22 protein-coding genes are annotated in these 25,530 nt (G+C 64.6%); 11 read left to right on the forward strand and 11 right to left on the reverse strand.

Annotated features, from left to right (window positions below; all coding sequences use genetic code 11):
- The first annotated feature begins 304 nt into the window (after positions 1-304).
- The 7 genes from AC1DXU_RS19555 (at position 305) to AC1DXU_RS19585 (ending at position 8,705) form a co-directional block, all read left to right on the forward strand.
- Complete coding sequence (locus AC1DXU_RS19555; protein ID WP_477371643.1) at positions 305-1,144, forward strand: GNAT family N-acetyltransferase; 840 nt, start codon at positions 305-307, stop codon at positions 1,142-1,144.
- A gap of 15 nt (positions 1,145-1,159) precedes the next feature.
- Positions 1,160-2,533, forward strand: a complete 1,374-nt coding sequence (locus tag AC1DXU_RS19560) for an aminotransferase class III-fold pyridoxal phosphate-dependent enzyme (protein WP_477371644.1) — start codon at positions 1,160-1,162, stop codon at positions 2,531-2,533.
- A 267-nt stretch (positions 2,534-2,800) separates the two neighbouring features.
- Positions 2,801-3,493, forward strand: coding sequence for an HAD-IA family hydrolase (locus tag AC1DXU_RS19565; RefSeq protein WP_477371646.1), 693 nt, complete (start codon positions 2,801-2,803; stop codon positions 3,491-3,493).
- 64 nt (positions 3,494-3,557) lie between these two features.
- Complete coding sequence (locus tag AC1DXU_RS19570) at positions 3,558-5,168, forward strand: ABC transporter substrate-binding protein (protein WP_477371648.1); 1,611 nt, start codon at positions 3,558-3,560, stop codon at positions 5,166-5,168.
- A gap of 86 nt (positions 5,169-5,254) precedes the next feature.
- Complete coding sequence (locus AC1DXU_RS19575) at positions 5,255-6,205, forward strand: ABC transporter permease (RefSeq protein ID WP_454585467.1); 951 nt, start codon at positions 5,255-5,257, stop codon at positions 6,203-6,205.
- The gene (locus AC1DXU_RS19580; RefSeq protein WP_477371650.1) at positions 6,202-7,053 is read left to right on the forward strand and encodes an ABC transporter permease; all 852 of its coding nucleotides are present in this window, start codon (positions 6,202-6,204) and stop codon (positions 7,051-7,053) included. Before AC1DXU_RS19575 ends, AC1DXU_RS19580 begins: the two co-directional genes overlap by 4 nt.
- On the forward strand, positions 7,050-8,705 hold the full coding sequence (locus AC1DXU_RS19585; protein WP_477371652.1) for an ABC transporter ATP-binding protein: 1,656 nt from the start codon (positions 7,050-7,052) through the stop codon (positions 8,703-8,705). The genes AC1DXU_RS19580 and AC1DXU_RS19585 overlap by 4 nt, the downstream gene beginning before the upstream one ends.
- A gap of 130 nt (positions 8,706-8,835) precedes the next feature.
- Here the strand turns inward: AC1DXU_RS19585 and AC1DXU_RS19590 are convergent, their stop codons facing one another.
- Positions 8,836-9,312: an Lrp/AsnC family transcriptional regulator gene (locus tag AC1DXU_RS19590; protein WP_192259777.1), complete on the reverse strand. Its 477-nt coding sequence runs from the start codon at positions 9,310-9,312 to the stop codon at positions 8,836-8,838.
- Between the two features lie 223 nt (positions 9,313-9,535).
- Between AC1DXU_RS19590 and AC1DXU_RS19595 the strand changes: the two genes are divergently transcribed.
- Positions 9,536-10,861, forward strand: a complete 1,326-nt coding sequence (locus AC1DXU_RS19595; RefSeq protein ID WP_477371654.1) for an NAD(P)/FAD-dependent oxidoreductase — start codon at positions 9,536-9,538, stop codon at positions 10,859-10,861.
- Between the two features lie 143 nt (positions 10,862-11,004).
- Here AC1DXU_RS19595 and AC1DXU_RS19600 read toward each other — a convergent pair whose 3' ends face one another.
- The 5 genes from AC1DXU_RS19600 to AC1DXU_RS19620 all read right to left on the reverse strand — a co-directional run bounded on the left by AC1DXU_RS19600 (position 11,005) and on the right by AC1DXU_RS19620 (position 17,732).
- On the reverse strand, positions 11,005-12,372 hold the full coding sequence (locus tag AC1DXU_RS19600) for an FAD/NAD(P)-dependent oxidoreductase (protein WP_477371655.1): 1,368 nt from the start codon (positions 12,370-12,372) through the stop codon (positions 11,005-11,007).
- The gene (locus AC1DXU_RS19605; RefSeq protein ID WP_477312603.1) at positions 12,369-12,671 is read right to left on the reverse strand and encodes a (2Fe-2S)-binding protein; all 303 of its coding nucleotides are present in this window, start codon (positions 12,669-12,671) and stop codon (positions 12,369-12,371) included. The genes AC1DXU_RS19600 and AC1DXU_RS19605 overlap by 4 nt, the downstream gene beginning before the upstream one ends.
- Positions 12,668-14,653 (reverse strand): hydantoinase B/oxoprolinase family protein, encoded by a 1,986-nt coding sequence (locus AC1DXU_RS19610; RefSeq protein ID WP_477371657.1) that lies wholly within the window; start codon positions 14,651-14,653, stop codon positions 12,668-12,670. Before AC1DXU_RS19610 ends, AC1DXU_RS19605 begins: the two co-directional genes overlap by 4 nt.
- 4 nt (positions 14,654-14,657) lie before the next feature.
- Entirely contained in the window at positions 14,658-16,736 is a 2,079-nt protein-coding gene (locus tag AC1DXU_RS19615; RefSeq protein WP_477371659.1) for a hydantoinase/oxoprolinase family protein, read from the reverse strand.
- A 90-nt stretch (positions 16,737-16,826) separates the two neighbouring features.
- A complete protein-coding gene (locus tag AC1DXU_RS19620; RefSeq protein ID WP_477371661.1) occupies positions 16,827-17,732 on the reverse strand; it encodes a LysR substrate-binding domain-containing protein in 906 nt (301 codons plus the stop codon).
- A 113-nt stretch (positions 17,733-17,845) separates the two neighbouring features.
- Here AC1DXU_RS19620 and AC1DXU_RS19625 point away from each other — a divergent pair, with 113 nt between their 5' ends.
- Positions 17,846-18,988: an NAD(P)/FAD-dependent oxidoreductase gene (locus AC1DXU_RS19625; protein WP_477371663.1), complete on the forward strand. Its 1,143-nt coding sequence runs from the start codon at positions 17,846-17,848 to the stop codon at positions 18,986-18,988.
- A 430-nt stretch (positions 18,989-19,418) separates the two neighbouring features.
- Here the strand turns inward: AC1DXU_RS19625 and guaA are convergent, their stop codons facing one another.
- Together guaA and AC1DXU_RS19635 are read right to left on the reverse strand one after the other, a co-directional pair.
- Positions 19,419-20,981, reverse strand: a complete 1,563-nt coding sequence (guaA, locus tag AC1DXU_RS19630) for a glutamine-hydrolyzing GMP synthase (protein ID WP_477371665.1) — start codon at positions 20,979-20,981, stop codon at positions 19,419-19,421.
- Between the two features lie 56 nt (positions 20,982-21,037).
- The gene (locus tag AC1DXU_RS19635) at positions 21,038-21,541 is read right to left on the reverse strand and encodes a MarR family winged helix-turn-helix transcriptional regulator (RefSeq protein WP_477371666.1); all 504 of its coding nucleotides are present in this window, start codon (positions 21,539-21,541) and stop codon (positions 21,038-21,040) included.
- A gap of 84 nt (positions 21,542-21,625) precedes the next feature.
- On the opposite strand from AC1DXU_RS19635, the gene AC1DXU_RS19640 reads away from it, so the two are divergent.
- A complete protein-coding gene (locus AC1DXU_RS19640) occupies positions 21,626-21,943 on the forward strand; it encodes a hypothetical protein (RefSeq protein ID WP_477371668.1) in 318 nt (105 codons plus the stop codon).
- A gap of 9 nt (positions 21,944-21,952) precedes the next feature.
- Here AC1DXU_RS19640 and AC1DXU_RS19645 read toward each other — a convergent pair whose 3' ends face one another.
- The 3 genes from AC1DXU_RS19645 to AC1DXU_RS19655 form a co-directional block, all read right to left on the reverse strand.
- Positions 21,953-22,588: a 5'-methylthioadenosine/S-adenosylhomocysteine nucleosidase gene (locus AC1DXU_RS19645; protein WP_477371670.1), complete on the reverse strand. Its 636-nt coding sequence runs from the start codon at positions 22,586-22,588 to the stop codon at positions 21,953-21,955.
- 4 nt (positions 22,589-22,592) lie between these two features.
- Positions 22,593-23,051, reverse strand: coding sequence for a PaaI family thioesterase (locus tag AC1DXU_RS19650; RefSeq protein WP_477311858.1), 459 nt, complete (start codon positions 23,049-23,051; stop codon positions 22,593-22,595).
- Positions 23,052-23,189: 138 nt separating this feature from the next.
- Entirely contained in the window at positions 23,190-24,479 is a 1,290-nt protein-coding gene (locus AC1DXU_RS19655; RefSeq protein WP_477371672.1) for an RsmB/NOP family class I SAM-dependent RNA methyltransferase, read from the reverse strand.
- A 318-nt stretch (positions 24,480-24,797) separates the two neighbouring features.
- Here AC1DXU_RS19655 and AC1DXU_RS19660 point away from each other — a divergent pair, with 318 nt between their 5' ends.
- The gene (locus tag AC1DXU_RS19660; protein WP_477311856.1) at positions 24,798-25,475 is read left to right on the forward strand and encodes an MIP family channel protein; all 678 of its coding nucleotides are present in this window, start codon (positions 24,798-24,800) and stop codon (positions 25,473-25,475) included.
- Positions 25,476-25,530: the final 55 nt, after the last annotated feature.

Below are 25,530 nucleotides of genomic sequence, written 5' to 3' on the forward strand. Positions count from 1 at the left end.
TGGAAGCACATTCGCGTTGGGATGTATTTTCATCATAGGACGGGTCGTGGCGACCCACCTGACCGAAATCGCCCTCCCGAAAGCAGAAAGTTCCGTATCCACCATCCGGTTTGGCACGCTGTAGCATCTGGTGTGTCGAACGCGGCGCCGCGCGTGACGTGAAGCGCCTCCGCCGTGGCGGGCGCCAGCACAAGATGCGGCGCACCCCTCGCGCTACGGCGAAAGATACCGCCGAGGCCGAAGCCTTCAGACGATTTGCGACGCGACAATGGTCGAGACTTGAGGGCAGACGGAAGGATGCCTCATGCAGCAGGGCGAGATCGAGATTCAGGACTTCGGGCCGGAGCATATCGAGGGAGCAGTGGCGCTTTCTCGCCAGGAGAATTGGCCGCATCGCCCACAGGACTGGCAGATGGCGCTGCGGCTCTCCAGCGGCGTGGTCGCGCTCGACGACCAGGGCCGCGTCACAGGAACCATCCTGGTAACGCCCTACGGCGCGGATTGCGCCATGATCAACATGGTGATCGTCGACAGGAACGTGCGTGGCAAGGGGCTCGGGCGCCGGCTAATGGATCAGGCCCTCGCCCTTGCCGGCGACCGTCCGCTGCGGCTCGTCGCGACGACTGACGGCATGCCTCTCTATGAGAAGCTGGGCTTTGTGCCCTCCGGCACGATCCGGCAGCATCAAGGTACGGTTGCAGCGCTCGGCGCGCCCGATGGTGTGGAAGCAGCAGGCGCCGGAGATCTGCCTGACATCAAGACGCTGGACCGCGGCGCCTATGGCGCCGACCGTGAAACTCTGATCGATGCGCTGGCCGAGCGCGGCCAATTCGCGGTCATCCGCCGCAACGGCGCCATCGAAGCCTATGCCGCGATCCGTCCGTTCGGACGCGGCGAGGTGATCGGCCCGGTCATCGCGGGCGATGCGGAGGAAGCCAAGTCCCTGATCCGCTTCTTCGCCGCATCGCGCCCCGGCGCCTTCCTGCGCGTCGATACCGACAGCAGGACCGGCCTCGCCGATTGGCTCACGGAAATCGGCCTCGCCCATGTCGGGGGCGGCGTGACCATGGACCGCCCGTCCAGCAGGAGTGCGGCACAGGCCCGGCCAAAAGTTTACGCACTCGCCAACCAAGCGCTCGGCTAAAGCCGGAGGACAACAATGCTCGCCAATTCCCTGATCGAACTCGACCGCGCCCATCTGATCCATCCGGTCTCATCCTATCGCGGCCATGAGGCGCTCGGCGTGCGCGTCTTGAAATCGGCGAAGGGCGCGACCGTGACCGATGCGTCCGGCAAGCAACTCGTTGACGGTTTTGCGGGGCTGTGGTGCGTCAATGCCGGCTACGGCCACGACAGCATCGTCGAGGCTGCGGCCCGGCAGATGCGCGAGCTTCCCTACGCCACCGCCTATTTCGACCTCGGCTCGGAGCCGGCCATCCGCCTCGCCTCGGAGTTGACCGAGCGCACGCCAGGCGACCTCAATCACGTCTATTTCACCCTCGGCGGGTCTGACGCAGTCGACAGCACAATCCGTTTCGTCCGCTACTATTGGAATGCCAGGGGCGAGCCGAAACGCGACCAGTTCATTTCCATCGAGCTGGGTTATCACGGGTCGTCGGTGGTCGGAGCGGGCCTGACAGCCCTGCCCGCCTTTCACGCCGGTTTCGGCATTCCCTTTGAATGGCAGCACAAGATCCCTTCCCCCTACCCCTATCGCAACCCGGTGGGCGAGGACGGGAACGCGATCATCGCTGCATCGCTCGCAGCGCTGAGGGCCAAGATCGAGGAGATTGGACCGGAGCGGGTCGCCGCCTTCTATGCCGAGCCGATCCAGGGCTCGGGCGGTGTCATCGTCCCGCCGAAGGGCTGGATCAAGGCGATACGCGAACTCTGCCGGGAGCACGGCATCCTGTTCATCGCCGATGAGGTGATCACCGGCTTCGGCCGCACTGGGCCCCTGTTCGCCTGTACGGAGGAGGACATCGTTCCCGATTTCATGACGACCGCGAAGGGGCTGACCTCGGGCTATGTTCCAATGGGCGCCGTATTCATGGCCGATCATGTCTACAACGTCATCGCCGACGGCGCGGGCGCTTCGGCGGTCGGCCACGGCTACACCTATTCCGCCCATCCCGTCAGCGCCGCCGTCGCGCTCGAGGTGTTGAAGCTCTATGAAGGCGGCCTGCTGGAGAATGGCATCAAGGCCGGCGCGCGCCTGATGGCGGGACTGGAAGGCCTGATCGATCACCCGCTCGTCGGCGATGTTCGCGGTCGCGGGATGCTTGCCGCGATCGAACTGGTGGTCGACAAAAAGAAGAAGACACCGCTTCCCGCATCGGCCATGCCGGCGCGGCGCGTCTTCGACAGGGCGTGGGACAATGGCCTGATCATTCGTGCCTTTGCCAACGGGGTTATCGGCTACGCTCCCCCGCTCTGCTGCACCGACGACGACATCGATGCGATCATCGAGCGCACGCGCCGGACGCTCGACCAGACCCTGAACGATCCCGACGTCCGCCAGGCCCTGGCATGATGGGCGACGAATACCACGTGTTTCGAAATAGCGCCGGGGCAGACGATTTCGCAATTTTGTGCCGCAGCCCAGCGCCTTTTCGGCGAATCCAGCGCGGGGGAAGTGCCAGACTGCAGTTAAGACAAGGCCAGAAAGCCCGGATCTCCGGGCCTTTGAAAAAGGCCGATGCCCCGGACAGCACGGAATTTTGTTCTGTTCAGCACATGCAATTCGGCCGCGCGCAGAGGAGAGCCAGTCTTGGCCAGGGGCTTTAGCGAATTCAAATACATGACCTTCGACGTCGTCGGCACGCTGATTGACTTCGAAGGTGGCATCACGACCTGCCTGGCCGGGATTGCCGCCGACGCTGGCGTTTCCGTCGATGGCGAAGCCGCGCTGGCCCTGTATCGGCAGGCCCGCTACATGCCCGATGCGGGCCTGTTCCCCGACGACCTCGTGCGTGTCTACATGGTCATCGCGCCGCAGCTCGGCCTTCCGGCCGAGGAGAAATACGGCGTCCGCCTGCGCGACTCCGCCAGCGCCTGGCAAGGTTTCCCCGACAGCGCGGCGGCATTGGCCGAGCTTGCGAAGTCACACAAGCTGATTGCCATGACCAATGCCCGGCGCTGGGCGCTCGACCATTTCGAGAAGCAGCTCGGATCGCCCTTCTTCGCCACCTTCACCGCCGACGATACCGGAACGGAGAAACCGGATCCGGCGTTCTTCCAGAAGGTCTTCGATTTCGTCGCCTCCCGAGGTGACAGCAAGGACGACATCCTGCACGTCGCGCAGAGCCAGTATCACGATATCGGCATATCCCGGGCGCTTGGCTTGACCAACTGCTGGATCGAACGCCGGCACGCCCAGAAGGGCTATGGCGGCACGATCGAGCCGGAGCGCTTCACCGCGCCGGACTACCACTTCACCTCAATGGCCGCATTGGCGGCGGCCGTGCGGGAAAGCCTGAAGGAACGAACCTGAGCCCAAACCCGGAAAGCCGCAGCAAGACGAGCATCCCGACCAAACAACCAGAAAGGGGAATACTATGACCGACAAGATCACGAACTGGACCAGCGCAGACGATGCCATGGTCGAAAACGCTATCCGCCGGGGCGCAAGTCGCCGCGAACTTCTCAAGATGCTGTTGGCCGGCGGCGCCGCGGTTGCCGCGGGCAGCCTGGTGCTCGGCCGCGCCACCAATGCCGTCGCCGCTGAGCCAGTTTCCGGCGGAACTTTCAAGGCCGCCGGCTGGTCGTCATCGACCGCCGACACGCTTGATCCGGCAAAGGCGTCGCTCTCCACCGACTATGTCCGCTGCTGCTCGCTCTACAACCGCCTGACTTTCCTCGACAAGGGTGGCGTCACGCAGATGGAGCTTGCCGAGAGCTTCGACAGCAAGGACGCCAAGACCTGGACCGTGAAGCTGCGCAAGGGCGTCACCTTCCACGACGGCAAGGAGCTCACGGCCGACGACGTCGTCTTCTCGCTGAAGCGTCATCTTGATCCGGCGGTCGGCTCCAAGGTCGCCAAGATCGCCGCACAGATGACTGGCTTCAAGGCGGTCGACAAGTCGACCGTGGAAATCACGCTCGCCGACCCGAATGCCGACCTTCCGACCATCCTGGCGCTGCACCATTTCATGATCGTCCAGGACGGCACCACGGACTTCTCCAAGGGCAATGGCACCGGCGCCTTCGTGCTGCAAACGTTCGAACCGGGCGTGCGTTCGGTGGTCGTCAAGAACAAGAATTACTGGAAGTCGGGCAAGCCCTATCTGGACTCGTTCGAGTTCATCGCCATCAGCGACGATAGTGCCCGCGTCAACGCCCTGCTTTCCGGCGACATCAATTTTGCGGCTTCGATCAATCCCCGCGCGATGAAGCTCATCGGCGGCCAGCAGGGCTTCGAGCTGTCGAAGAGCACCTCGGGCAACTACACCGACCTCAACATCCGGCTCGACATGGATCCCGGCAGCAAGGCCGACTTCGTGGCCGGCATGAAGTATCTCGTCAACCGCGAGCAGATCGTCAAATCGGCATTGCGCGGCCTTGGCGAAATCGGCAACGACCAGCCCGTCTCGCCGGCCAATATCTTCCACAATCCCGACGTCAAGCCGAAGGCTTTCGACCCGGACAAAGCGAAGTTCCACTTCCAGAAGGCAGGCCTGCTCGGCCAGTCCATCCCGGTGATAGCTTCCGACGCCGCGACTTCGTCGATCGATATGGCGGTGATCATCCAGGCCGCCGGCGCGGATATCGGCATGAAGCTCGACGTCCAGCGCGTCCCGGCCGACGGCTACTGGGACAATTACTGGCTGAAGGCGCCAATCCATTTCGGCAACATCAATCCGCGCCCGACGCCGGACATCCTGTTCTCGCTCCTCTACGCTTCCAACGCGCCGTGGAACGAAAGCCAGTACAAGTCCGAGAAGTTCGACAAGATGCTCATCGAGGCGCGCGGCTCGCTCGACCAGGCCAAGCGCAAGGAGATCTACGGCCAGATGCAGGCTATGGTCTCCGAGGAGGCCGGCACCATCATCCCGGCCTACATTTCCAACGTGGATGCCCTCTCGAGCAAGGTGAAGGGTTTGGAGGCGAACCCGCTCGGTGGCATGATGGGATACGCAATGGCGGAATATCTCTGGCTCGAAGCCTGAGAGAAGCCAGCCGGGGGCCGGTCAGCCAGCCCCCGGCACTTCATTGCGCAAGATTGCTTGGCCGAACAACCGCAGGGAGCGCTTCCATGACGTCTGGGGTTCTCAACCTCGTGCTGAAGCGGCTGGGGATCGCGGCCGTCACGCTTTTGATCGTGCTGTTCGCTGTGTTCTTCGCCACCAGCATGCTGCCCGGCGACACCGCATCGATCCTGCTCGGCCAGGCGGCGACTCCGGAAGCAGTCGCCGGCCTGCGCGAGGCAATGCATCTCAACGATCCGGCGATCCTGCGCTTCCTGCTCTGGCTTGTCGGACTGCTCCACGGTGACCTCGGCACCTCCTATGCCAACGAGATGCCGGTCGCGACACTGATCGGCGGACGCCTGGTCAACACCATGAAACTCGCGGGCATCACTACGCTGCTCTCGGTGCCATTGGCGCTGACGCTCGGCATCACCGCCGCCATGCTACGAGGCTCCGTCTATGACCGCACCGTTACCATCCTGTCGATCGGCATCATCTCCGTACCGGAATTCATGGTCGCGACACTCGCGGTCCTGCTCTTCGCCGTTTATCTCAAATGGCTGCCGGCGCTGTCCTCGGTCAACGAGGCACATTCGCTGACCGACCTCGTGCGCATCTATGCGATGCCGGTGATCACGCTGACCTTCGTCATCTCCGCCCAGATGATCCGCATGACCCGCGCCGCGGTGATCGAAACGCTCTCTACGCCTTACGTCGAGATGGCGCTTCTGAAAGGCGCCTCGCGCGGCCGCATGGTGCTGAGGCACGCGCTCCCCAACGCGCTCGGGCCGATCGTCAACGCTATCGCGCTCTCGCTGTCCTATCTGGTCGGCGGCGTCATCATCGTCGAGACGATCTTCAACTATCCCGGCATCGCCAAGCTGATGGTCGATGCCGTCGCCACCCGCGACCTGCCGCTTATCCAGAGCTGCGCGATGATCTTCTGCCTCGGCTACCTCTTCCTCATCACCGCCGCCGACATCGTCGCTATCATGTCCAACCCGAGGCTCAGATGACAATGGCGCACGTCGCAGCCCCCCGACGATCCTTCCTGGGCCACAGCTTTAGCCTCGTCGGCGTCGTGGCCGCGCTGGTCATCCTGGCGTGGACGCTCGTCGCGATCCTGGCGCCCTACGTCATTCCCCATTCGATCGGCGACATTGTCGACGACGACTATTTCGGCCCGATGCGCCAGGGACTGTGGCTCGGCTCGGACTATCTTGGGCGCGATATGCTCTCGCGAGTTCTGATGGGCGCTCGCTACACCGTCGGCATATCGCTCGCCGCCGTCTCCATCGCCTGCTTTTCAGGTGTCGTGCTGGGGATGATCGCTGCCGTCACCGGTGGCTGGCTCGACACTTGCCTCAGCCGCTTCCTGGACGCAATGAACTCCATCCCCAGCAAGCTGTTCGGCCTTGTTGTCGTCGCTGCGGTCGGCTCGTCGATCCCGGTGCTGATCCTGACGCTGGCAGTCATCTATATCCCCGGCGCCTACCGCTTCGCGCGCGCGCTCGCCGTCAACATCAACACCATGGACTTCATCACCGTCGCCCGTGTCCGTGGCGAGAGCACCGCCTACCTCATCGGCTCCGAGATCCTGCCCAACATCATCCGCCCGGTGCTTGCCGACTTCGGCCTGCGCTTCGTCTTCATCGTGCTGTTGCTCTCCGGCCTGTCCTTCCTGGGGCTCGGCCTGCAGCCACCGCTCGCCGACTGGGGCGCGCTGGTGCGCGAGAACATCGGCGCCCTGCCCTTCGCGGCCCCTGCCGTCATCGTGCCCTCGCTGGCAATCGCCAGCCTCACCATCAGCGTCAACCTGCTGATCGACAACCTGCCGCAGAAGATCAGGGACCGGGACGCATGAGCAATCTCGTCGAGGTCAGGAACCTGAGGATCGAGGCGAAGACCGACTCCGGACGGCTAGTCGAAATCATCAAGGGCGTCAGCCTCGACATCGCTGACGGCGAGATCGTTGCCCTGATCGGCGAGAGCGGTTCCGGCAAGACGACGGTAGCGCTCTCGCTCATGGGCTATGCGCGGCCCGGCTGCCGCATCGCCGGCGGTGAGATCAACGTCAACGGCAAGAACATGGCTGCGCTTTCCGAAAAGGAACGCGCCAGGCTGCGCGGCACCGACATTGCCTATGTTCCGCAAAGTGCCGCCGCCTCGTTCAACCCCTCCTCCACGATCATGGAGCAGGTCATCGAGGTCACGCGCATCCACAAGCTGATGCCACCCGAGCAAGCGCGCCAGCGCGCGGTCGAGCTGTTCCGGGCCTTGTCGCTACCAGATCCGGAAGGGATCGGCGCGCGTTATCCGCACCAGGTTTCGGGCGGGCAATTGCAGCGGCTGGCCGCGGCCATGGCGCTCATCGGCGATCCCAAGCTGATGATCTTCGACGAGCCGACGACAGCACTCGACGTGACGACGCAGATCGACGTGCTGAAGGCATTCAAGTCGGTCATGCGGGCGGGCGGGATAGCGGGTGTCTATGTTTCCCACGACCTCGCGGTTGTCGCCCAGATCGCCGACCGCATCGTGGTGCTGAAAGGCGGCGAAGTGCAGGAGACCGGCACCACGGCGGAAATCCTTTCGGCCGCCCAGCACCCCTACACGCGCGAACTGCTGGCCGCCTTCGAACCGAAGCCGCGGCAAGCGCGTGCGGACGCGGATACCGGGACGAAACAGCTGCTGCGTATCGACAATGTGACGGCCGGCTATGGCGCCGTGCGGGATGACGGACTGCCGCTTATCCGCGCCGTCGATTCTGTCAGCCTCGTTGTCGAGAAAGGGCGCAATCTCGGCATCATCGGCGAATCCGGCTGCGGAAAATCGACGCTGGCGCGCGTCATCGCCGGCATCCATCCGGCGGCTGCCGGTGACATCGTCTTCAACGGTGAGGAACTGCAGCGTGCCGCCAGGAAACGCAGCCAGGATCAACTGCGCGAGATGCAGATTGTGTTCCAGTATGCCGACACCGCGCTCAATCCGGCCAAGCCGGTGGAGGACATCATCTCCCGCCCGCTGGCCTTCTATCACCGGCTCGACAGGCAGGCGCGCTCGAAGCGCGTCGACGAACTGCTCGACATGGTGCGCCTGCCCAAGACGCTGCGCTACCGTCACCCATCGGAGCTCTCGGGCGGCCAGAAGCAGCGCGTGAACTTCGCGCGCGCGCTGGCGGCCGACCCCAAGCTCATCATCTGCGACGAAATCACCTCGGCGCTCGACACGGTGGTGGCGTCCGCCGTGATCGAACTGCTCAAGGAACTGCAGCGCGAGCTGGGCCTCTCCTACATCTTTATCAGCCACGACCTCTCCGTCGTCGAGGCCATCTGCGACGAGATCATGGTCATGTACAATGGCGAGCGGGTGGAGCAGATCACGCCCGACAAGCTGACGGCTCCCACCCACCCCTACTCCAAGCTTCTGTTCTCTTCGGTACCGAAGCTTGACCCGACCTGGCTCGACGGCCTCGTCCGCGACCCCGAACTCGTCAGCCAGTACGGCCACCGATAGAGCGGTTCGCCAATTCACGGAAGCCGCGACCCGCTCTATCTCTTTACCTTTTTGACGCAATTCCGAAGGCAAAGCGTTGCGCGCTTTTTCCCGGGAAAACCGCTTCACACTTTTCCTGGAATTGCTCTGACTACATCGGAAACAGGCTGGGCAGCGGCATGTGCGCCTTGACGATGGGGGATTTCAGCACCACGAAGCTGAAATACTTGTCGATGCCGATATCCATGTCGGTCAGCCGCTCCATGATCGTCTGATACTCACTAATGCCGGAGGTCACGAATTTCATCAAATAGTCGTAGCCACCCGACACGAGATGGCATTCGATGACCTGCTCGATCTTCTCCACGACAGCGAGAAAGCGGGCGAAGTCAATCTGACGGTGGTTCTTCAAGGTGATTTCGGTGAAAACGGTCAGCGTCTGGCCAAGCTTGCCAATATTGATCTGCGCGGAATAGCCTTCGATGTAGCCTTCCGACTGGAGTTTCTTGACCCGCATCAGGCATGGGCTCGGCGACAGATGCACCAGATCGGCCAGTTCCACATTGGTGATGCGACCGTTCTTCTGCAATTCGTGCAGAATTTTGATGTCGATCCGATCCAGTTTCACGGCCGTCTCCGGAGAACGCATGCCACAGCACAAAATGCTGCCGTATCAACAGCCATCGACACTACCACAGCCGGCCGGCCTGTCCATCCAAGCCGACACCACTTTGAAACGCAGCGACTTCCGATTTTAACCGAGCTGCCGGAATAAAATTCTGCCTCGGCCTCAACTGCAGCAGCGGCTGCCCGCGCAACGCGTTAGATTGGCGTATCGAGGCAGAGAGACCATGCGCGCGCAGCTGCAGCAAATCGAGACATCTGGCGAACCGCCACAGTCCGCGGACGCCGTGGTGATCGGCGGCGGCATCGTCGGCGTCTTTGCGGCCTACTATCTGGCCAGACGCGGCATGCAGGTCGCTCTTGTCGAAAAGGGGCGCATCGGCGCCGAACAATCCTCCAGAAACTGGGGATGGTGCCGCCAACAGAACCGCGACGCCCGCGAGCTGCCGATGGCAACCCGAAGCCTCGATCTGTGGAACAGCTTCGCGGCGGAAACCGGCGAGGACACCGGCTTTCGCCGCTGTGGCCTGCTCTATCTCAGCGATGACGAGGCGGAGCTGGCCGGCTGGGCGCGCTGGCATGACTTCGCCAGGACGGCCGGCGTCACCACGCACATGCTCGACGGCGCCAAGGCCAGCGAGCGGGGTCGCGCCACGGGCCGGACCTGGAAGGGCGGCGTCTTCTCGCCGACCGACGGCACCGCCGACCCGTCGCGGGCCGCACCCTCTGTCGCCCGCGGCATCCTCAAGCTCAGCGGCTCCGTGCACCAGAATTGCGCCGCGCGCGGTATCGAGACCGAGGGTGGCCGCCTGAGTGGCGTGGTCACCGAAAACGGAACGATCCGGACGAAGCTGGCCGTCCTGGCCGGCGGCGCCTGGGCCTCCTCCTTCTGCCGGCAGTTCGGCTTCCGCTTTCCCCAGGCGTCGATCCGTTCCTCCATCCTGTCCGTCTCGCCCGGCGCAGAGGGGCTGCCGGATGCGCTGCACACGGCAAGGATCTCGGCCACACGTCGCAGCGATGGTGGCTACACCCTCGCCATAAGCGGCCGTGGCCGCGTGGACATCACGCCGCAGCAACTGCGCTTCTCGTCGCAATTCCTGCCGATGTTCCTGAAGCGGTGGCGAAGCCTCGCGCCCGGCGGTCTTCAGGGCATGTGCTCGGGCCACGAAACGCTCCGGCACTGGCGGCTTGACCAGCCGACGCCGATGGAGCGCATGCGCATCCTCGACCCGGTTCCGGATCGCGCGACCATTCGGCTTACCCACGCCCGGGCGCTCGAGCTGCTGCCGGCACTGCGCCAGACCAGGATCAATGCGGCCTGGGCCGGCTACATCGACAGCACGCCGGACGGCGTGCCCGCCATCGGCGAGATCGATACTGTGCCGGGTTTCTTCCTAGCTGCCGGATTTTCGGGACACGGCTTCGGCATCGGGCCCGGCGCCGGGCATCTCGTCGCCGATCTGATGACTGGAGCGGAGCCGATCGTCGACCCGACATCCTATGATCCCCGGCGGTTCGACGCTTCGGCCTGGGGGAAGGTCGCCGATTTCTAGAGCGGTTCATCGTTTAACGGAAACGCCGAACCGCTCTATGTCTTTGTTTTTACGCAATTCCGGACGGAAAACCGTTTCACACTTTTCCTGGAATTGCTCTAGGACGTGATCCATGCCATCCGTGCACGGCCTCCGGAACTGCATCAGCCGTTCCGGAGAAAGGCGCCGATAGGCGCCGGCCGGACAGGCGCCTGCCCGCGAAACCGGCCGACAGCGTCGGGCATGCAGCCGGCTTGCGCCGCAACGAGCTCGACGGCAGCCAACTGGCAATAGCGCCCCTGGCATCGCCCCATGCCGACGCGCGACAGCGATTTCGCCCTGTTGGCTTCGCCGCCGCCGAAATCCACACTCTGGCGTACGTCTTTGGCACTCACATTCTCGCAGCGGCAAACGATCGCTTCATCGGGGAGCGCGCGCACCATCGCGGCCGGCCAGGGAAAGGCCCGAGCCAGGCCACGGGCAAAGCGCTCGAGCCGCGCAAGCTTGCGCAAATCGGCACTTGCGGAAGGCAACGGATGTCCGAGATCGGCAAGGCATGCCGCCGCAGCGAGACGCCCAGCAATCTCCGCGCCATCCGCTCCCAGAAGATGAACCCCATCGCCCGCAAGATAGACGTCGTTGCCGGCACGACCCATCTGGTCGGTCTTTGGCAGCCATTGCCGCCACTGTTCGTCATAGGTGAAGGTGCATCGCGCGAGCTCCGCCAGATGCGTTTCCGCCCGCAGGTGCCAGCCCATGCCGATCATGTCGCATGGGGTGAGGCGCTGCCTTCCGCCGGCGTCGCGCCAGCGCATCGCTGTGACACCATGTTGGTCGGCCTCGATCCGTTCGAGCGTCACACCCGCATGGTAGCGGCTGCCGAGCCTTGCTCGCAGGGCCAGGCCGCGCAGCGCAACCAATGGCCGGGCCGCAAGTCCCCAGGCCCCTCGCATCTGCTGGCGCCAGGGCGAGGTGTCCAACACCGCCGTCACATCAGCTCCCGCCTTGACAAGCTGGGCGCCGACCAGCGTCAGCAAAGGCCCCGATCCGAACAGCACGATGCGCCGCCCAAGCGCCACGCCCTGCGCCTTCAGCGCGATCTGCGCCGCGCCAAGGCTGTAGACGCCAGCGCTCTGCCAGCCCGGCACCGGGGCGACGCGGTCGGACGCGCCGGCGGCAAGGATCAGGCGGTCACAGGAGACCACCTGCACGCCACCCTCCCCCAGCACGTGCAGTCGCCCGTCCTGCACGGCGATGACCGAGCTCGCTGCGCTATGGGTGAGCCGCCCCTCTTCTGCCAGCCGGTCGAAGAGCGAATGCAGCGCCTCCGCCTTTGCCGCCTCCGATCCGTAGAGCTGCTTCGCGGTGCGGGTGAACCCGGCCGGGGGGCGCCTGTAGATCTGCCCGCCTGCGCGCTGCCCTTCGTCGATCACCACCGGATGGAGTCCCGCCTCGATCAGCGTCGCGGCCGCCCTTATCCCGGCCGGACCGGCGCCCACGATCACGACCCGCGGCGACGAGCTCTCGCTCACGGCCAGCTCTCCGGTGGCGTCGTGCGCAACCGCATGCCTTCGCTGACAAGTGCCGAGCACGCCCGCAGGCGCGGTCCCTCGTCCTGCCATACCCAGCAATCCTGGCAGGCTCCCATCAGGCAGAAGCCGGCGCGCGGCTCGGGTCCGAACTCGGATTTTCGCAATGCGTGTCCTGATGCCAGCATTGCGGTCAGCACGGTGTCGCCCGCAAGGGCGCCGCGCATCTCACCGTCGAGAAAGAAATGCACCACTGCGCGGTCGCGCTCGGCCAGCCGGACGATGCGGCCGGCGGTGATCATTCCGCTGCCTCTCGCACGGGGCGAGGACGGGGCAGTTCGGGGAAGCGTTCGCAGACCGCATCGAATGCGGCCTGGACGCCTTCCGGTCCCGAGCGCCCCTTCATGCGACGGAAGATCTCCGTCTTGGCGAAAAACCGCCAGTGGACCGGCAAGTCCCGCAGTGTGGCGGTCAGCAGGTCATAGGCCGCCGGCGTCCACTGCGCTTCGTAGCCATCGCGCTCCGGGCCGAAATGGAAATGGCCGGCGGACGGCTTATGCCGCGCACGCAATTGCTTCGTCGCCTGCTCGTCGACCTCGCCGTCGCGGATGACGACGCCATAGTCGCGCTCGGCAACCGTTGGCGAGACATAGCCGCGCCGTACATCCTGCACGACCAGCCAGGGCTCGCGCTGATGCGGATCGCCGCGCCCGCCGCCTCCGGCGGAACGGATATCGAGCACGTCACCGGGCTGCAGCACCGCCGTGTCGATGTTGCCCAGCCGCCGCTCGTGCTCGGTCCCCGGATTGACGACCATGTCCGACAGTCCGGCCGCCTTGCCGCCCAGCACGCCCCAGGGACGAAAGAAGCTGCGGTCGCGGTTGCGCGCCGTGATCCTGGAATCGGGGGCGAAAACACGGAAGGCCATCTCGGTCGCCAGCCCACCGCGCCAGCGGCCCGCGCCGCCGCTGTCTTGGGCAAGCCCGTATTTCACGAACTCGACCGGGGTCTCGGTCTCGGTGATCTCAATCGGCGTGTTCTTGAGATAGGCGGCATCGGCGCCCGATCCGTTGGTCCCATCGCGATGTGGCATCGCGCCGCCGCCGCCCACCACCGGGTTCACCGCTGCGATGACGGTCCGGCTGGTCCGCTCGTCCGTGGTCATCACATTGACGATGCAGTTGTTGCCGGCGGGCGCTGCTGGCAGGCGCTCCGGCACCGCTTGCGAGAAGGCGCCGAAGATGACCGATCGCAGCCGGGCGCAGGTGAGCGAGCGCATGCCCACGGCGGCGGGGTGGACCGGGTTCAGCACCGACCCCTTGGGTGCGATGCAGGTGACAGGCCGGGTGAGGCCCGTGTTGAGCAGGAGCTTCGGGTTGAGCGTGTAGAGCACGTAGTAGACGCCGACCAGCAGCATGGTGTGGCGCGGGTCGTCGCCTGAAGGCACGTTGAGCGAAGAGCCGAGCTGCGGATCGGAGCCGGTGAAGTCGAGCACCGCCTCGTCGCCCTTGATCGTCAGCGTCAGCTTCAGCCGGCACGGATTGGCCTCGACCGAATCCTCGTCGGCATAGTCGGCGAATTCCCACGTGCCGTCGGGCATCGAGCGCAGCACGTCGCGCGCTTGCGCCTCCGCATGGTCGAGAAGCGCGGAAACGCCTTCGATGAAGCCGGCCTTGCCGAACTTCCTCACCATCGCCTGGATCTTGCGCTCGCCGGTGTTGAGCGCGCCGACCAGTGCCTTGATGTCGCCGATGTTGAGGTCGGGCTTGCGCACATTGGTGCTCATGATCCGCAGTATCGTCTCGTCGAAGACGCCCTCGTTCACCAGCTTCATCGGCGGAAAGCGGATGCCTTCCTGATGGATTTCGGTCAGCGCCCGGCTGAGCGAAGCCGGCACCGCACCGCCCATGTCGGTGTTGTGGATATGCCCTCCGGTCCAGGCGACGATCTCGCCGTCGACGAAGACCGGCTTCCACAGATGCGTGTCGGGCGCGTGCGTGGCGACATGGCCGGAATAGGGATCGTTGGTGAACGCGACGTCGCCCGGCCGGTAGTCGTCGACCATCGCGATCGCGCGGTGATACGAGAGCCCCGGGTACCAGGTGGCGCCGAGGTCCATCGGCACGGCGAAGGTCGCGCCTGAACGGTCCATCAGCATCACCGTAAAATCCTGCGTCTCCTTGACGAAGGCGGAGTGCGCGGTGCGGTGCAGCGTGTGCGCCATGTTCTCGGCCGCAGCGCGGGTGTGGTTCGCCAGAACCTGCAGGTTTGTCCGGTCAAACATGGCCTTACTCCGAGAAGGTCAGCAGAAGGTTGAGGTGACGGTCGACCCGTACCTGCGCTCCCGCGGGAATAGCGAAGGTGGTGTCTTCCTGAACGACCACGGCAGGCCCGTGGAACGTGCTGCCCGGCACGAGGACTTGCCGGTCGTGGAGGTCGATGGTCTCGACGGCTACGCCCGTGTAGACCGCCAGTCGGCGCGCCGGAATGGCGGCGGCGCCGATCTCCTCGACGTCCGGGAAGGAGAGTTTCGGCCCCGCGCCTACGGCGGATAGTCGGACATTCACAAGTTCGATCTCGCCGTCCGGATCGTGGAAGTCGTAGAGCTGCTCATGGGTGAGGTGGAAGGCTTGCGCGATGGCGGCCGTATTGCTGTCCGTCAGCCATTCCGGTTGAAGGACGACCTCGATCTCATAACTCTGCCCGACATAGCGCATATCGCAGGACAGACTGAGCTCCCCCTCCCCGTCATGACCTTGCGCCGCAAGCCAGTCGCGACCCTCGCGCGCCAGGGCTTCGAAGGCCTCGCGAATCCCGGCAAGCGACATGCTCGACAGCGGGCTGAAGATGGTGCGAATGAAGTCGCCGCGCAGATCCGCTACCAGCCCGCCCAGCGCCGACACCACGCCGGGGCGGCGCGGCGCCATGACGCGCCTCATCCCGAGTTCGCGGGCCAGGAAGGCGCCGAGCATGGGGCCGCCGCCGCCGAAGGGCATCAGCGTGAAATCGCGCAGGTCGACGCCGGCGCGCGAGGCGAGTTTCTCGACCTCGACGAACATTTCCGACACCGCGATGTCGAGGATCGCCTGCGCGGTCTGCTCGATCGGGCGGCCGAGCCGGGCGGCAAGGTCGCCGACCGCGCGATGCGCCAGTCCGGCATCGATCCTGAGCTGGCCGTAGGCCATCTCGCTGTGGCCAAGCCATCCGCACACCACCATGGCGTCCGTCACCGTCGCCCGCTCGCCACCCCGGTCGTAGCATGCCGGCCCTGGCGTCGAACCGGCCGACTCCGGCCCGACGCGCAGCACCCCTTGCGCGTCCACACTTGCGATCGAGCCGCCGCCGACGCCGATCGAGCTCACCGACACGGAAGGGATATGCAGTGGAAATTCGCCGATCAGCTCGCCGGTTCCGAACTGCGCCTCGCCGCCGATGATGAGCGCGAAGTCGGCCGAGGTCCCGCCGATGTCGAGGGTAAGAATTCTGTCTTCGCCTGCCTGGCGCGCCAGCCACGAGGCGCCTATGACCCCAGAGGCCGTTCCCGACAAAAGCATGTTGACGCAGGCGCGCTTGCCTTCGGCAGCGTTCATCAGCCCACCGTTCGACTTCGTCAGCATCGGGCGGGCCGGCACGCCGCGGTCCTTCAGCCGCTCTTCCAGTGCCGTCAGATAGCCCGAGACGCGCGGATGGACATAGCCGTTGAGAATGGCGGTCGAGCTGCGCTCGTATTCGCGGATGACTGGCCACACCTCAGCCGCGGAGAAGACGAAGAGGTCTGGCGCGAGACGCGCGATCGTCGCCTTGACGGCGGCCTCCTGCGCGGCGTTGCGCCATGAATGGAGGAAGGAGACGATGATCCCCTGCGCTCCATTCGCTTTTGCCGCCGCCACCGCGCTGGCCACCGCCGCCATGTCCGGTGCCTTGGATTCGCTTCCATCGGCACGCATGCGAACCGGAATGCCGAACACCATGTCGCGCGAGATCAGCGGGTCCGGCCGCGAGCAGAACAGCGAATACATGTCCGGCATGCGCAGCCGTGCGAGTTCGATCACGTCCTCGAAGCCCGCATTGGTGAACAGCGCCAGCGGCGCGCCCTTGCGCTGGATGATCGTGTTGATGCCGACGGTCGTGCCGTGCACAAAGCGCGTCATGAGCGTAGGATCAAAGCCTTCGCGTTCGGCCAGAAGGGTGAGGCCGGTCATCAGTTCGGCACCCGGATCTTCCGGCGTCGTCAGCACTTTCAGCGAGGCGACCCGTCCGGAACGGGCTTCGAGCGCGCAGAAATCGATGAATGTCCCGCCGATATCGACGCCGACCTTCCAGTCGGCCCCGCTCTGCGCGGCATCCGCCGTGATGGCACTGTCCATGATGCGTCCCTTCCTGTCTGCCAACGCAAAACTGGCATGACCGGACGGTGCGGGTCCAAGACGTATGATGAGCAAGGATATAAGTCTTGCTTATGCGTTCGCGCGATGCTCATCCAGGACGGCGGTACAGGCGGCTCGGATTTCGTCGCGCATCATCTCATCGGCCCGCGAGAGAGCCCGTGTGCGCGAGGTCAGCAGCGCGATCGGAAATTCCGGCCCCGCGGCGAGCGGCCTGACGGCAAGCCCGGCAAACTGGTGCCACGGCAGCAGCGCATCGACGAGCGCGATGCCCAAGCCAGCCTGGACGAAGCCGACCGCGGAGATGGATACGTCGACCTCGAGCGACGGCGAAAGCGTGACGCCCTGTGCGCGGGCCGCATGGGCCAGTTCGTCGGCGGGACGGGTGTTGCCGCGATACGATATCAATTCTTCGCCGGCGAGATCGGCGAGCGTCAGCTCGGTTTTCCCGGCCAACACATGCCCGGCGGGTAGCAGGCATGAAAAGCCGACGCTGCCGACCACTTCCGCCTCTATATCGGGAGGCAGGCGGTCGTCCATGGCCACGCCGAGGCTGGCATCGCCGGCGCGCAGCATATCGATGATGGCGGCGATCGGCGCCATGTGGGAACGCAGCAGAATATTGGGATGCTGCGCCCGAAATCCGGTGAAGGCGCGCGGCAATATGGCTATGGCCGGCGGCGGCGAAGCCGCGACCCGCACCAGCCCGGTTCGGCCCAGACGCAGATCGGTGGTCTTGCGGCGCAGGCCTTCTAGCCCCGCCGACAACCTCTCGGCATCAGGGAAGATCTCGAGCGCCTCCGGGGTCGGCCGCAGCCGGCCCTTGACACGCTCGAACAGGGTGAAGCCGAGCTCGTCCTCGGTGTGGAGCAGGATCTGGCTCAAAGCGGGCTGGGAGATGTTCAGCATCCGCGCCGCGGCGGTCACGGTGCCCGCGCGCATGACGGCGATGAACACTTCGAGCTGCCGGGCCCGCATTGCCACTCCATAGGTAAAGCTTATGGCTTCTGTTCAAACGCATCTTTGACGCAATGCCGCGGCGCGGACAAGATCAGTCAAAGATAGAGTGCTGTTTTGCAAGAGGGCGCGCCATGGATGTGATCGTGCTGGGCGGCGGCCTGATGGGGACGGCTTCGGCCTATTTCCTTGCCAGGCGCGGCGCGCGCGTGACGCTGATCGATCGAAACCGGATCGGTACTGGGGCAACCGTAGCCTCCTTCGGCAACATCCGACGCACGGGGCGTCATCTGTCCCAGCTTCCGCTGGCCCATCGCTCGCTCAGGCTGTGGGGCGAGGCCGAAAGAATGCTTGGCCGCGACGTGGAATTTCGCGCCACCGGTCACATCCGGCTGATCTTCGATGAAGATAGCCTCGCCGACATGCGGGCCTATGCCAAGGCGGCGCTGCCCTGGGGGCTTGAGCTGGAGGAGCTCGGCCGACGCGAGGTTCGCGCCCGTTTTCCCGGTCTCGGTCCTGATGCTATTGCGGCGTCGTTCTCGCCGCACGACGGCAGCGGCAATCCGCGGCTGATCGCTCCGGCCTTTGCCGATTCTGCCCGCAGGCTGGGCGCGGAAATCATTGAGGGAGCTGAGGTCGAGAAGATCACCCACACGGGCTCCAGCTTCCTTGTCACCAGTTCAAAAGGTGCATTCGCCGCCGATTGTCTGCTCAACACCGCCGGCGCCTGGGGCGCGCGCATCGCCGCGCAGTTCGGCGAAGCGGTTCCGCTCGACGCCCGCGGCCCGCAGATGGGCGTGACCGAGCCGCTGCCGCATCGGATCCTGCCGGTGGTCGGTATCTGGACGCACAACAAGGACCATGGCGCCTATCTGCGTCAGGTCGAGCGCGGCAACATCGTCTTCGGCGGAGCGGCCGAAAGGGTAGCGGTGGACCTCGATCCAGGCCACGCGGCAGCCGACCCCATGCGCCTGCCGACGCAGTTGCGCGCCGTAGCGCGACTGTTGCCGGCGATCGCCCAGGCTACGGTCATCCGCACCTGGTCCGGCTGCGAGGGTTATGTCAGGGACATGCTGCCGGTCATGGGACGCTCGGCGACGACGCCAGGCCTGTTCCACGCCTTCGGCTTCAGCGGACACGGCTTCCAGCTCGGTCCGGGCGTCGGCGACGCCATGGCCGAACTCATCACGACCGACCGTTGCGAAACGCCGCTCGACAATTTCAGGGTTGATCGCTTCGCCAGCGCTGCCCGAGAGCAGCAAAGGACAGAGGCGTAGTGCGATTTGGGCGCCTCGTTGGAACTCGGTCCTAGCCACTCTCGTACATTTCACCGCGAGCTGCGTTCCAACCGGAGGCAGGAACTATTCCGACTGAGCCGCTGAACTCAAAAAGTGCCAGCCAGTCGTGACAAAAAGAGGATTGTCAGGTGTACGTGGCCATCAAGGCATCATACCCAAATGCCGACATCGGAAACGCGGGAATGCTGTTGCCGTAGTTCGCTCTCCCGTTCGGTCTTTTCTGACCCGCCGATTTGCACGCCTTGGTACGCCAAAGCTCCTTGCGAGGCTGAGCGGGATTTACTTCAGAAGCGACGACGTATCAGATCCACCAAATCGTTAGGAAGGATACAGTCGAAGACATCTGACGCACAGTGAAAACGGAGAGCGAAGAGGGCTGCCATTCCGGCGCTGTCGCCACCGTTTGCCCTCACTCCCACTCAATCGTGCCGGGCGGCTTCGAGGTCACGTCGTAGACGACGCGGTTGATGCCTCGCACTTCGTTGATGATGCGGGTGGCGGCGGCGGCAAGAAAGTTCATGTCGTAGTGATAGAAATCCGCCGTCATGCCGTCGACCGAGGTGACGGCGCGCAGCGCGCAGACGAATTCATAGGTGCGGCCATCGCCCATGACGCCGACGGTCTGCACCGGCAGCAGCACGGCAAAAGCCTGCCAGATGGCATCGTAGAGGCCGGCCTTGCGGATCTCGTCGAGATAGATGGCGTCGGCCTCGCGCAGTATCTCCAGCTTCTCGCGAGAAATGCCGCCGGGGCAGCGGATGGCAAGGCCGGGGCCGGGGAACGGATGGCGGCCGATGAAGCTGTCGGGCAGGCCGAGCTCCTTGCCCAGCGCCCGCACCTCGTCCTTGAACAATTCGCGCAGCGGCTCGACCAGTTGCATGTTCATGCGCTCGGGCAGGCCGCCGACATTGTGGTGCGACTTGATGGTCACCGACGGGCCGCCGGAGAAGGAGACGCTTTCGATGACGTCGGGGTAGAGCGTGCCTTGCGCCAGGAAATCGGCGCCGCCGAGTTTCTTGGCCTCTTCTTCGAACACCTCGATGAACAGCCGGCCGATGGTCTTGCGCTTTTTCTCGGGGTCCGACTCGCCTTCCAGCGCCGAGATGAACTTCTCCGAAGCGTCGACCAGGATCAGCGGCAAATTGTAGTGCTGGCGGAACATCGCCACCACGCCTGCGGCCTCGTCCTTGCGCATCAGCCCATGGTCGACGAGGATGCAGGTGAGCTGGTCGCCAACGGCTTCGTGGATGAGCAAGGCCGCGACCGAGGAGTCCACCCCGCCCGACAGCGCGCAGATCACCTTGCCCTTGCCGACCTGCTTGCGGATGGTCTCGACCGCATGCTCGCGGTAGGCGCGCATCGTCCAGTCGCCCTCGATGCCGGCGATGTTGTGGACGAAATTGCGCAGCAGCCTTGCGCCATCCGGCGTATGCACCACTTCAGGGTGGAACATGATGCCGTACATTTTGCGCGCGACATCGCCGAAGATGGCGAAGGGCGAGCCCTCCGACTTTCCCAGCACCTCGAACCCTTTGGGCAGCGAGATGACGCGGTCGCCGTGGCTCATCCACACCTGATGGCGTTGGCCGGGCGCCCACAGGCCCTCGAACAGCGGGCTGTCCTTTTCGATCTCGACGAAGGCGCGGCCGAATTCGCGATGGTCGGAACTCTCGGCGACGCCGCCCATCTGCACGCAAAGCGCCATCTGGCCGTAGCAGATTCCGAGCACCGGCACGCCGGCGTCAAAGACAATCTGCGGCGCGCGCGGGCTGCCGATATCGGAGGTCGAGGCCGGGCCGCCGGATAGGATGACGGCTTTCGGATTGATGCGTTTGAACGCTGCTTCGGCCGACTGGAACGGCACGATCTCGGAAAAGACGCCGGCCTCGCGGATGCGGCGGGCGATGAGCTGCGTAAACTGGCTGCCGAAATCGACAATCAGGACGGTGTCGGGGTGATTGGCTGTCTTCATGGCGAGCGTTTAGAGAAAGAAATGAGTCGGCGCAATGGGTTAGAAAGCCGCGCCTCTCACTTCGATTCGGGTGCCTGGCCGCGAATGCCGGCGGGTTTTTCCGATCCGTCCGCCTGCCCGGCGTCGAGGCAGCGCAAGGCGTCCATCAACGCCGCGAACCGCTGCTGGCCGAGACGGGCGATGTAACCCTGTTCGATCTGCAGCTTGATGTGGTCGCCGTCACGCAAGGCGTCCAGACCCTGGCGCGTGTAGCGCACCAGCTTGCCGCGGCCATCCATGGGATCGGGCAGACGCTCCAGCACGCCGTCCGCTTCCAGCCCGTCCAGCAATTGTTGAACCGCCTGCTTGGAGATCGCCGAGCGCTCGATCAGCGCCGACTGGCGCGTGCCACCGCGGGGAATATGTCCGAGCAGCCCGGCGCGCGCCTCGGTGAACCAGCCATGGCCGGCGGCGCGCATCGCGGCGGCGAACTCCGCCTGCCAGGCACGGCTTGCCTGCCACAGCCGCCAGCCGACGTGATCGGGCAGCGTTTCGGTTTTTTCGTCAAGCTCCTTGACCATTTTCTCCAAGCCTCATATAGTCAAGATACTTGACGATCTTCGTTGCGTCGAGCGTTTTCGAACTCAAACCTTTGGACAGGGACAATGACAATTCTGAACAAGGATACGCTGGCCATTATCATGATCGGCACCACGCATGTCGTCGACATGGGCGGCAAAAGCGCCTTCATCCACTACGAAACGGGGACCCGTGCGCATATGCTGCTGCCGGACGGCACCCGTTTTCATGGACTTTGGACGCTGCAGGACGACGGCTACAAGGTCGAATGGCAGGACGGCCCCACCGGCGCCTGGAAACTCGACCACACACCGGGAGCCATCGACTATGTCGACGCCGCCGGTACCGTGCGCGGGCGCATTTCGCGTATCGACTTCGGCGATCCGGAACGCCTTGCTGCCTGATCCGGTTGCTCAGGCGCCGAGCAGGCCGTCACCGATCGCCTGCTCGAGCCGCCCGACCGCGTCCGCCAGCTTCTCGTCGATGACGTGCAGATATTCGGTCCAGTCGCCGACATGCCTGAGATCGGCGGCGCCATCAGAAATGCCGCGCAAGCCGATGAGCGGCACGCCGAACAGCTGGCAGGCACGCAGGCAGGCGAAGGTCTCCATGTCGACCATGTCAGCGGCAATCGCATCGTAAGCGGCGCCGGAAATGATGGCGCCGCCGGTCGACAGCGTGGCTTGCCTGACACCAGGAATCAGGAGTGGCAGCGGCACGGTCACCGGCAGGTCGAGAAAGGGTGTGGCGCCCTTCTCAAAGCCGAGCGGCGAGGCATCGATGTCGCGATAGCTGACCGAAACGGCCTGGTAGATTTCCGCCTGCTCCAGCGTCCGGCTGCCGGCCGAACCGAGCGACACGATCAGATCCGGCAATCCGCCTTCGGAATTCAGCCGCGACAATTCTGCGCCCAGCCTGACGCCGGCCTCGACCGGCCCGACGCCGGTCATCAGCGGCGTGAACAGGCGCTGCAAATGCGGGCCGTATTCGGCCTGCGCCGCCATGACGAAGAGAACGGACTTGCCGCCGATGCGCACAACGTCACCCATTGGATCAGCCCGCAATGCCATCACGCCCGACAACCGTCATCATCGTTCCGGTCATGGTGGCGATCAGCTTGGCCTCGCCATCGGCGGTAAAGGCATAGGCCTGGCCGTCGGCGACGATGATGGTGCGGCCGGGTTTTGTCACCGAGCCGCGGAACAGGAAGCGCTCGCCCCTGCCCGGCGCCAGAAGATTGACCTTGAATTCGATGGTCAGCACGCTGGAGCTTTCCGGCATCAGCGAAAACGCCGCATAGCCGCAGGCTGAATCCAGCGCCGTCGAAATGACGCCGGCGTGCAGGAAGCCATGCTGCTGGGTCAGTGCCGCCGAATAGGGCATCTCGATCTCGATGATGCCGGGCGTCACCAGTGTCAGTTCGGCGCCGATGGTTGCCATCGCCTTCTGGCGCGCAAAGGAGGTCCTGACGCGATCCTCATAGTCGGGAGCGGGTACGATCTTTGCTGCCATGGCCAACGCCTTTGTTTCTCTGGCAAAGCTTATCGCAGAGGCATGGGCGGCAGGCAATCGCAATTGCTGCACTGCAGCAATCAGCACCTTTGCCCCCGGTGGACCGATCCGCTCCGGATTGCCGGAGTTTCAGGCAGGTCAGTTCGCCCGGCGCAGCGCGCAGAAGTAAAACCCGTCGGTGCCACTCAGCGCCGGCGACAATGAAATATCGCCGGCTTCTCCGACCCGTGCAGCCGCCGCGTGACCTGGAAAGCGGCCGTTCCAAAGCGCGCGATGATCGACCGGGACAAAGCCGCTGTTGCGTTCCCGGAAGGCGGCGACCTGTTCGCCGTTCTCCTCATCGAACACCGAGCAGGTGATGTAGACCAGCAGTCCGCCTGGTTTGACGTAGGCTTTGGCGGCATCGAGGATCGCCGACTGCTCGCCCTTTCGGGCATCGAGCTGCTTTTGCGTCAGCCGCCATTTGGCGTCGGGACGGCGGCGCCAGGTACCGCTGCCGGTGCAAGGTGCGTCGACCAGGACGATGTCCATGTGGCCGGTGAGCGGGGCGAGTTCCGCCGGCTTGGTGACGATCTGCACGTTGCGGTTTTCCGAGCGGCGCATGCGGTCGAAGATCGGCGCCAGCCGCGCCTTCTCGGAATCATGGGCAAACACCTGGCCTTTGTTGCCCATCGCCGCCGACAGCGCCAATGTCTTGCCGCCGGCGCCGGCGCAAAAGTCGAGCACCTGCATGCCGGCCTCGGCACCGGCCAGGGCCGCGACAATCTGCGAGCCCTCGTCCTGGACCTCGAACCAGCCTTTCTGGAAGGCGGGTTCGGCCTGAACGTTTGGGTGCCTGCCGTCGCCATCGATCGGCGGGATGCGAATGCCGTATGGCGCGATCTGGGCTGGTTTGGCGCCAGTCTCGGCCAATTCGGCCAGCACCTTGGTGCGATCGGCCTGCAGCGTGTTGACCCTGAGGTCGAGCGGCGGGCGTGTGGCAAGGGCGGCCCCTTCGTCGACCCAGGCCGCGCCGAAGGTCCTTTCGAGAAGCGGCGCGCACCAGTCGGGAATGTCGGCCCGCACCGCCGGCGGTGCATCGGCAAGCCGGCGGTCGGCGAGCGTCTTCAATTCCTCTTCGGTCAAAAGCGGCGGTGCGAACTTGTCGCCGTCCAGCGCCTGGTTCAGCGACTGCGCCGTCTGGTTCCATTCGAGCAGCAGGGCGCCAAAGCCGGTGGCGCGCGGCGTGTCATCGCCGAGCAGCCAGCCGGCTGAACGCTTGTGGCGCAGCGCGTCGTAGACGATGTTGCCGATCGCCGCGCGGTCGCCGCCACCGGCGAAGCGGTGCGACAGGCCCCAGTCCTTCAGCGCGTCGGCCACTGGCCGGTGACGCCGGCCAATGTCTTCCAGCACTTCGATGGCTGCCGCCAGCCGTCCGCCCAGTCGCATTCGTCATTCCACCAAAATCGAGCACATGATCTTCTCGGCCTGCTCTTAGAGCCTTTCGCGCCCGGATTGAACCCCGCTTCCGCCTCGCTGCGTGAGGCAATGCCAATCGGGGCCGGCGAAGCTACCCGACCAGTATATGTCCCTGCAACGACAGACCGCTCAATAGATGACAGGTCTCTAATGTTCGCAACAGGCGACTGCAAGCATGACCTGTGGCGCAACCGCTCTGCTTTCCAAGTTTTTCCGTTGGGAATACTCTCCCCGGCATGATTCGCGTCGCAGAAAAGCGGAGCCGTGGATCGATACGAGGAGAGGGCAATGAAGACTTATCTGGCGGAAGTTCTTGGTACATTTCTATTGGTGTTCATCGGCACGGCGTCGGTGGTGACGGGTGGCTTCGGCGGCGCGCTGCCACTCGGCCAGGAAGGCATCGGTCTGGCGTTCGGCATCGGCCTGATTGCGGCGGCCTATGCGATCGGTCCGATCTCGGGCGCGCATCTCAATCCGGCGGTGACGCTCGGCGTATTCCTTGCCGGCCGGCTGCCGGCCAAGGATGTCATCCCCTACTGGATCGCGCAGATCATCGGCGCGATCCTGGCTTCGCTGGCGCTGTGGATCATCGTCTCTGGCAAAGCCGGCGAACCCATCACCAACTTCGGCGCCAATGGCTGGGACGTGGCAAAATGGAGCGTCAGCTCGGCGTTCCTATGGGAATTGATCGGCACCTTCACCTTCGTCACGGTGATCCTCGGCGTGACCGCGGAAAAGCACTCGACGGCGTTCGCCGGTCTGGTCATCGGCCTGACCCTGGCGGGCATTCACTTCGCTATGATCCCGGTGACCGGCACCTCGGTCAATCCGGCGCGTTCGATCGGCCCGGCACTGTTTACGGGCGGTGACGCGCTCAAACAGCTCTGGCTGTTCATCGTCGCGCCGCTGATCGGCGGCGCCATTGCCGGCGTCGTCGCCAAGGCGCGTATCTTCGAGAAAGACTGATTTCTCCAAGGGTCTGAATGTAAAAAAGGCGCGGGCCGAAGCCCGCGCCTATTTT

Source organism: Mesorhizobium sp. P3_A10, assembly GCF_056403175.1.

What these genes read in the sequence shown, in the direction of transcription:
- AC1DXU_RS19640 (WP_477371668.1), top strand. Translation starts at nt 21,626, where the DNA reads ATGACAATTCTGAACAAGGATACGCTGGCCATTATCATGATCGGCACC.
- AC1DXU_RS19610 (WP_477371657.1), bottom strand. Translation starts at nt 14,653, where the DNA reads ATGTTTGACCGGACAAACCTGCAGGTTCTGGCGAACCACACCCGCGCT.
- guaA (WP_477371665.1), bottom strand. Translation starts at nt 20,981, where the DNA reads ATGAAGACAGCCAATCACCCCGACACCGTCCTGATTGTCGATTTCGGC.
- AC1DXU_RS19595 (WP_477371654.1), top strand. Translation starts at nt 9,536, where the DNA reads ATGCGCGCGCAGCTGCAGCAAATCGAGACATCTGGCGAACCGCCACAG.
- AC1DXU_RS19625 (WP_477371663.1), top strand. Translation starts at nt 17,846, where the DNA reads ATGGATGTGATCGTGCTGGGCGGCGGCCTGATGGGGACGGCTTCGGCC.
- AC1DXU_RS19615 (WP_477371659.1), bottom strand. Translation starts at nt 16,736, where the DNA reads ATGGACAGTGCCATCACGGCGGATGCCGCGCAGAGCGGGGCCGACTGG.
- AC1DXU_RS19565 (WP_477371646.1), top strand. Translation starts at nt 2,801, where the DNA reads ATGACCTTCGACGTCGTCGGCACGCTGATTGACTTCGAAGGTGGCATC.
- AC1DXU_RS19655 (WP_477371672.1), bottom strand. Translation starts at nt 24,479, where the DNA reads ATGCGACTGGGCGGACGGCTGGCGGCAGCCATCGAAGTGCTGGAAGAC.
- AC1DXU_RS19560 (WP_477371644.1), top strand. Translation starts at nt 1,160, where the DNA reads ATGCTCGCCAATTCCCTGATCGAACTCGACCGCGCCCATCTGATCCAT.
- AC1DXU_RS19645 (WP_477371670.1), bottom strand. Translation starts at nt 22,588, where the DNA reads ATGGGTGACGTTGTGCGCATCGGCGGCAAGTCCGTTCTCTTCGTCATG.
- AC1DXU_RS19570 (WP_477371648.1), top strand. Translation starts at nt 3,558, where the DNA reads ATGACCGACAAGATCACGAACTGGACCAGCGCAGACGATGCCATGGTC.
- AC1DXU_RS19635 (WP_477371666.1), bottom strand. Translation starts at nt 21,541, where the DNA reads ATGGTCAAGGAGCTTGACGAAAAAACCGAAACGCTGCCCGATCACGTC.
- AC1DXU_RS19620 (WP_477371661.1), bottom strand. Translation starts at nt 17,732, where the DNA reads ATGCGGGCCCGGCAGCTCGAAGTGTTCATCGCCGTCATGCGCGCGGGC.
- AC1DXU_RS19605 (WP_477312603.1), bottom strand. Translation starts at nt 12,671, where the DNA reads ATGATCACCGCCGGCCGCATCGTCCGGCTGGCCGAGCGCGACCGCGCA.
- AC1DXU_RS19580 (WP_477371650.1), top strand. Translation starts at nt 6,202, where the DNA reads ATGACAATGGCGCACGTCGCAGCCCCCCGACGATCCTTCCTGGGCCAC.
- AC1DXU_RS19660 (WP_477311856.1), top strand. Translation starts at nt 24,798, where the DNA reads ATGAAGACTTATCTGGCGGAAGTTCTTGGTACATTTCTATTGGTGTTC.
- AC1DXU_RS19555 (WP_477371643.1), top strand. Translation starts at nt 305, where the DNA reads ATGCAGCAGGGCGAGATCGAGATTCAGGACTTCGGGCCGGAGCATATC.
- AC1DXU_RS19575 (WP_454585467.1), top strand. Translation starts at nt 5,255, where the DNA reads ATGACGTCTGGGGTTCTCAACCTCGTGCTGAAGCGGCTGGGGATCGCG.
- AC1DXU_RS19585 (WP_477371652.1), top strand. Translation starts at nt 7,050, where the DNA reads ATGAGCAATCTCGTCGAGGTCAGGAACCTGAGGATCGAGGCGAAGACC.
- AC1DXU_RS19650 (WP_477311858.1), bottom strand. Translation starts at nt 23,051, where the DNA reads ATGGCAGCAAAGATCGTACCCGCTCCCGACTATGAGGATCGCGTCAGG.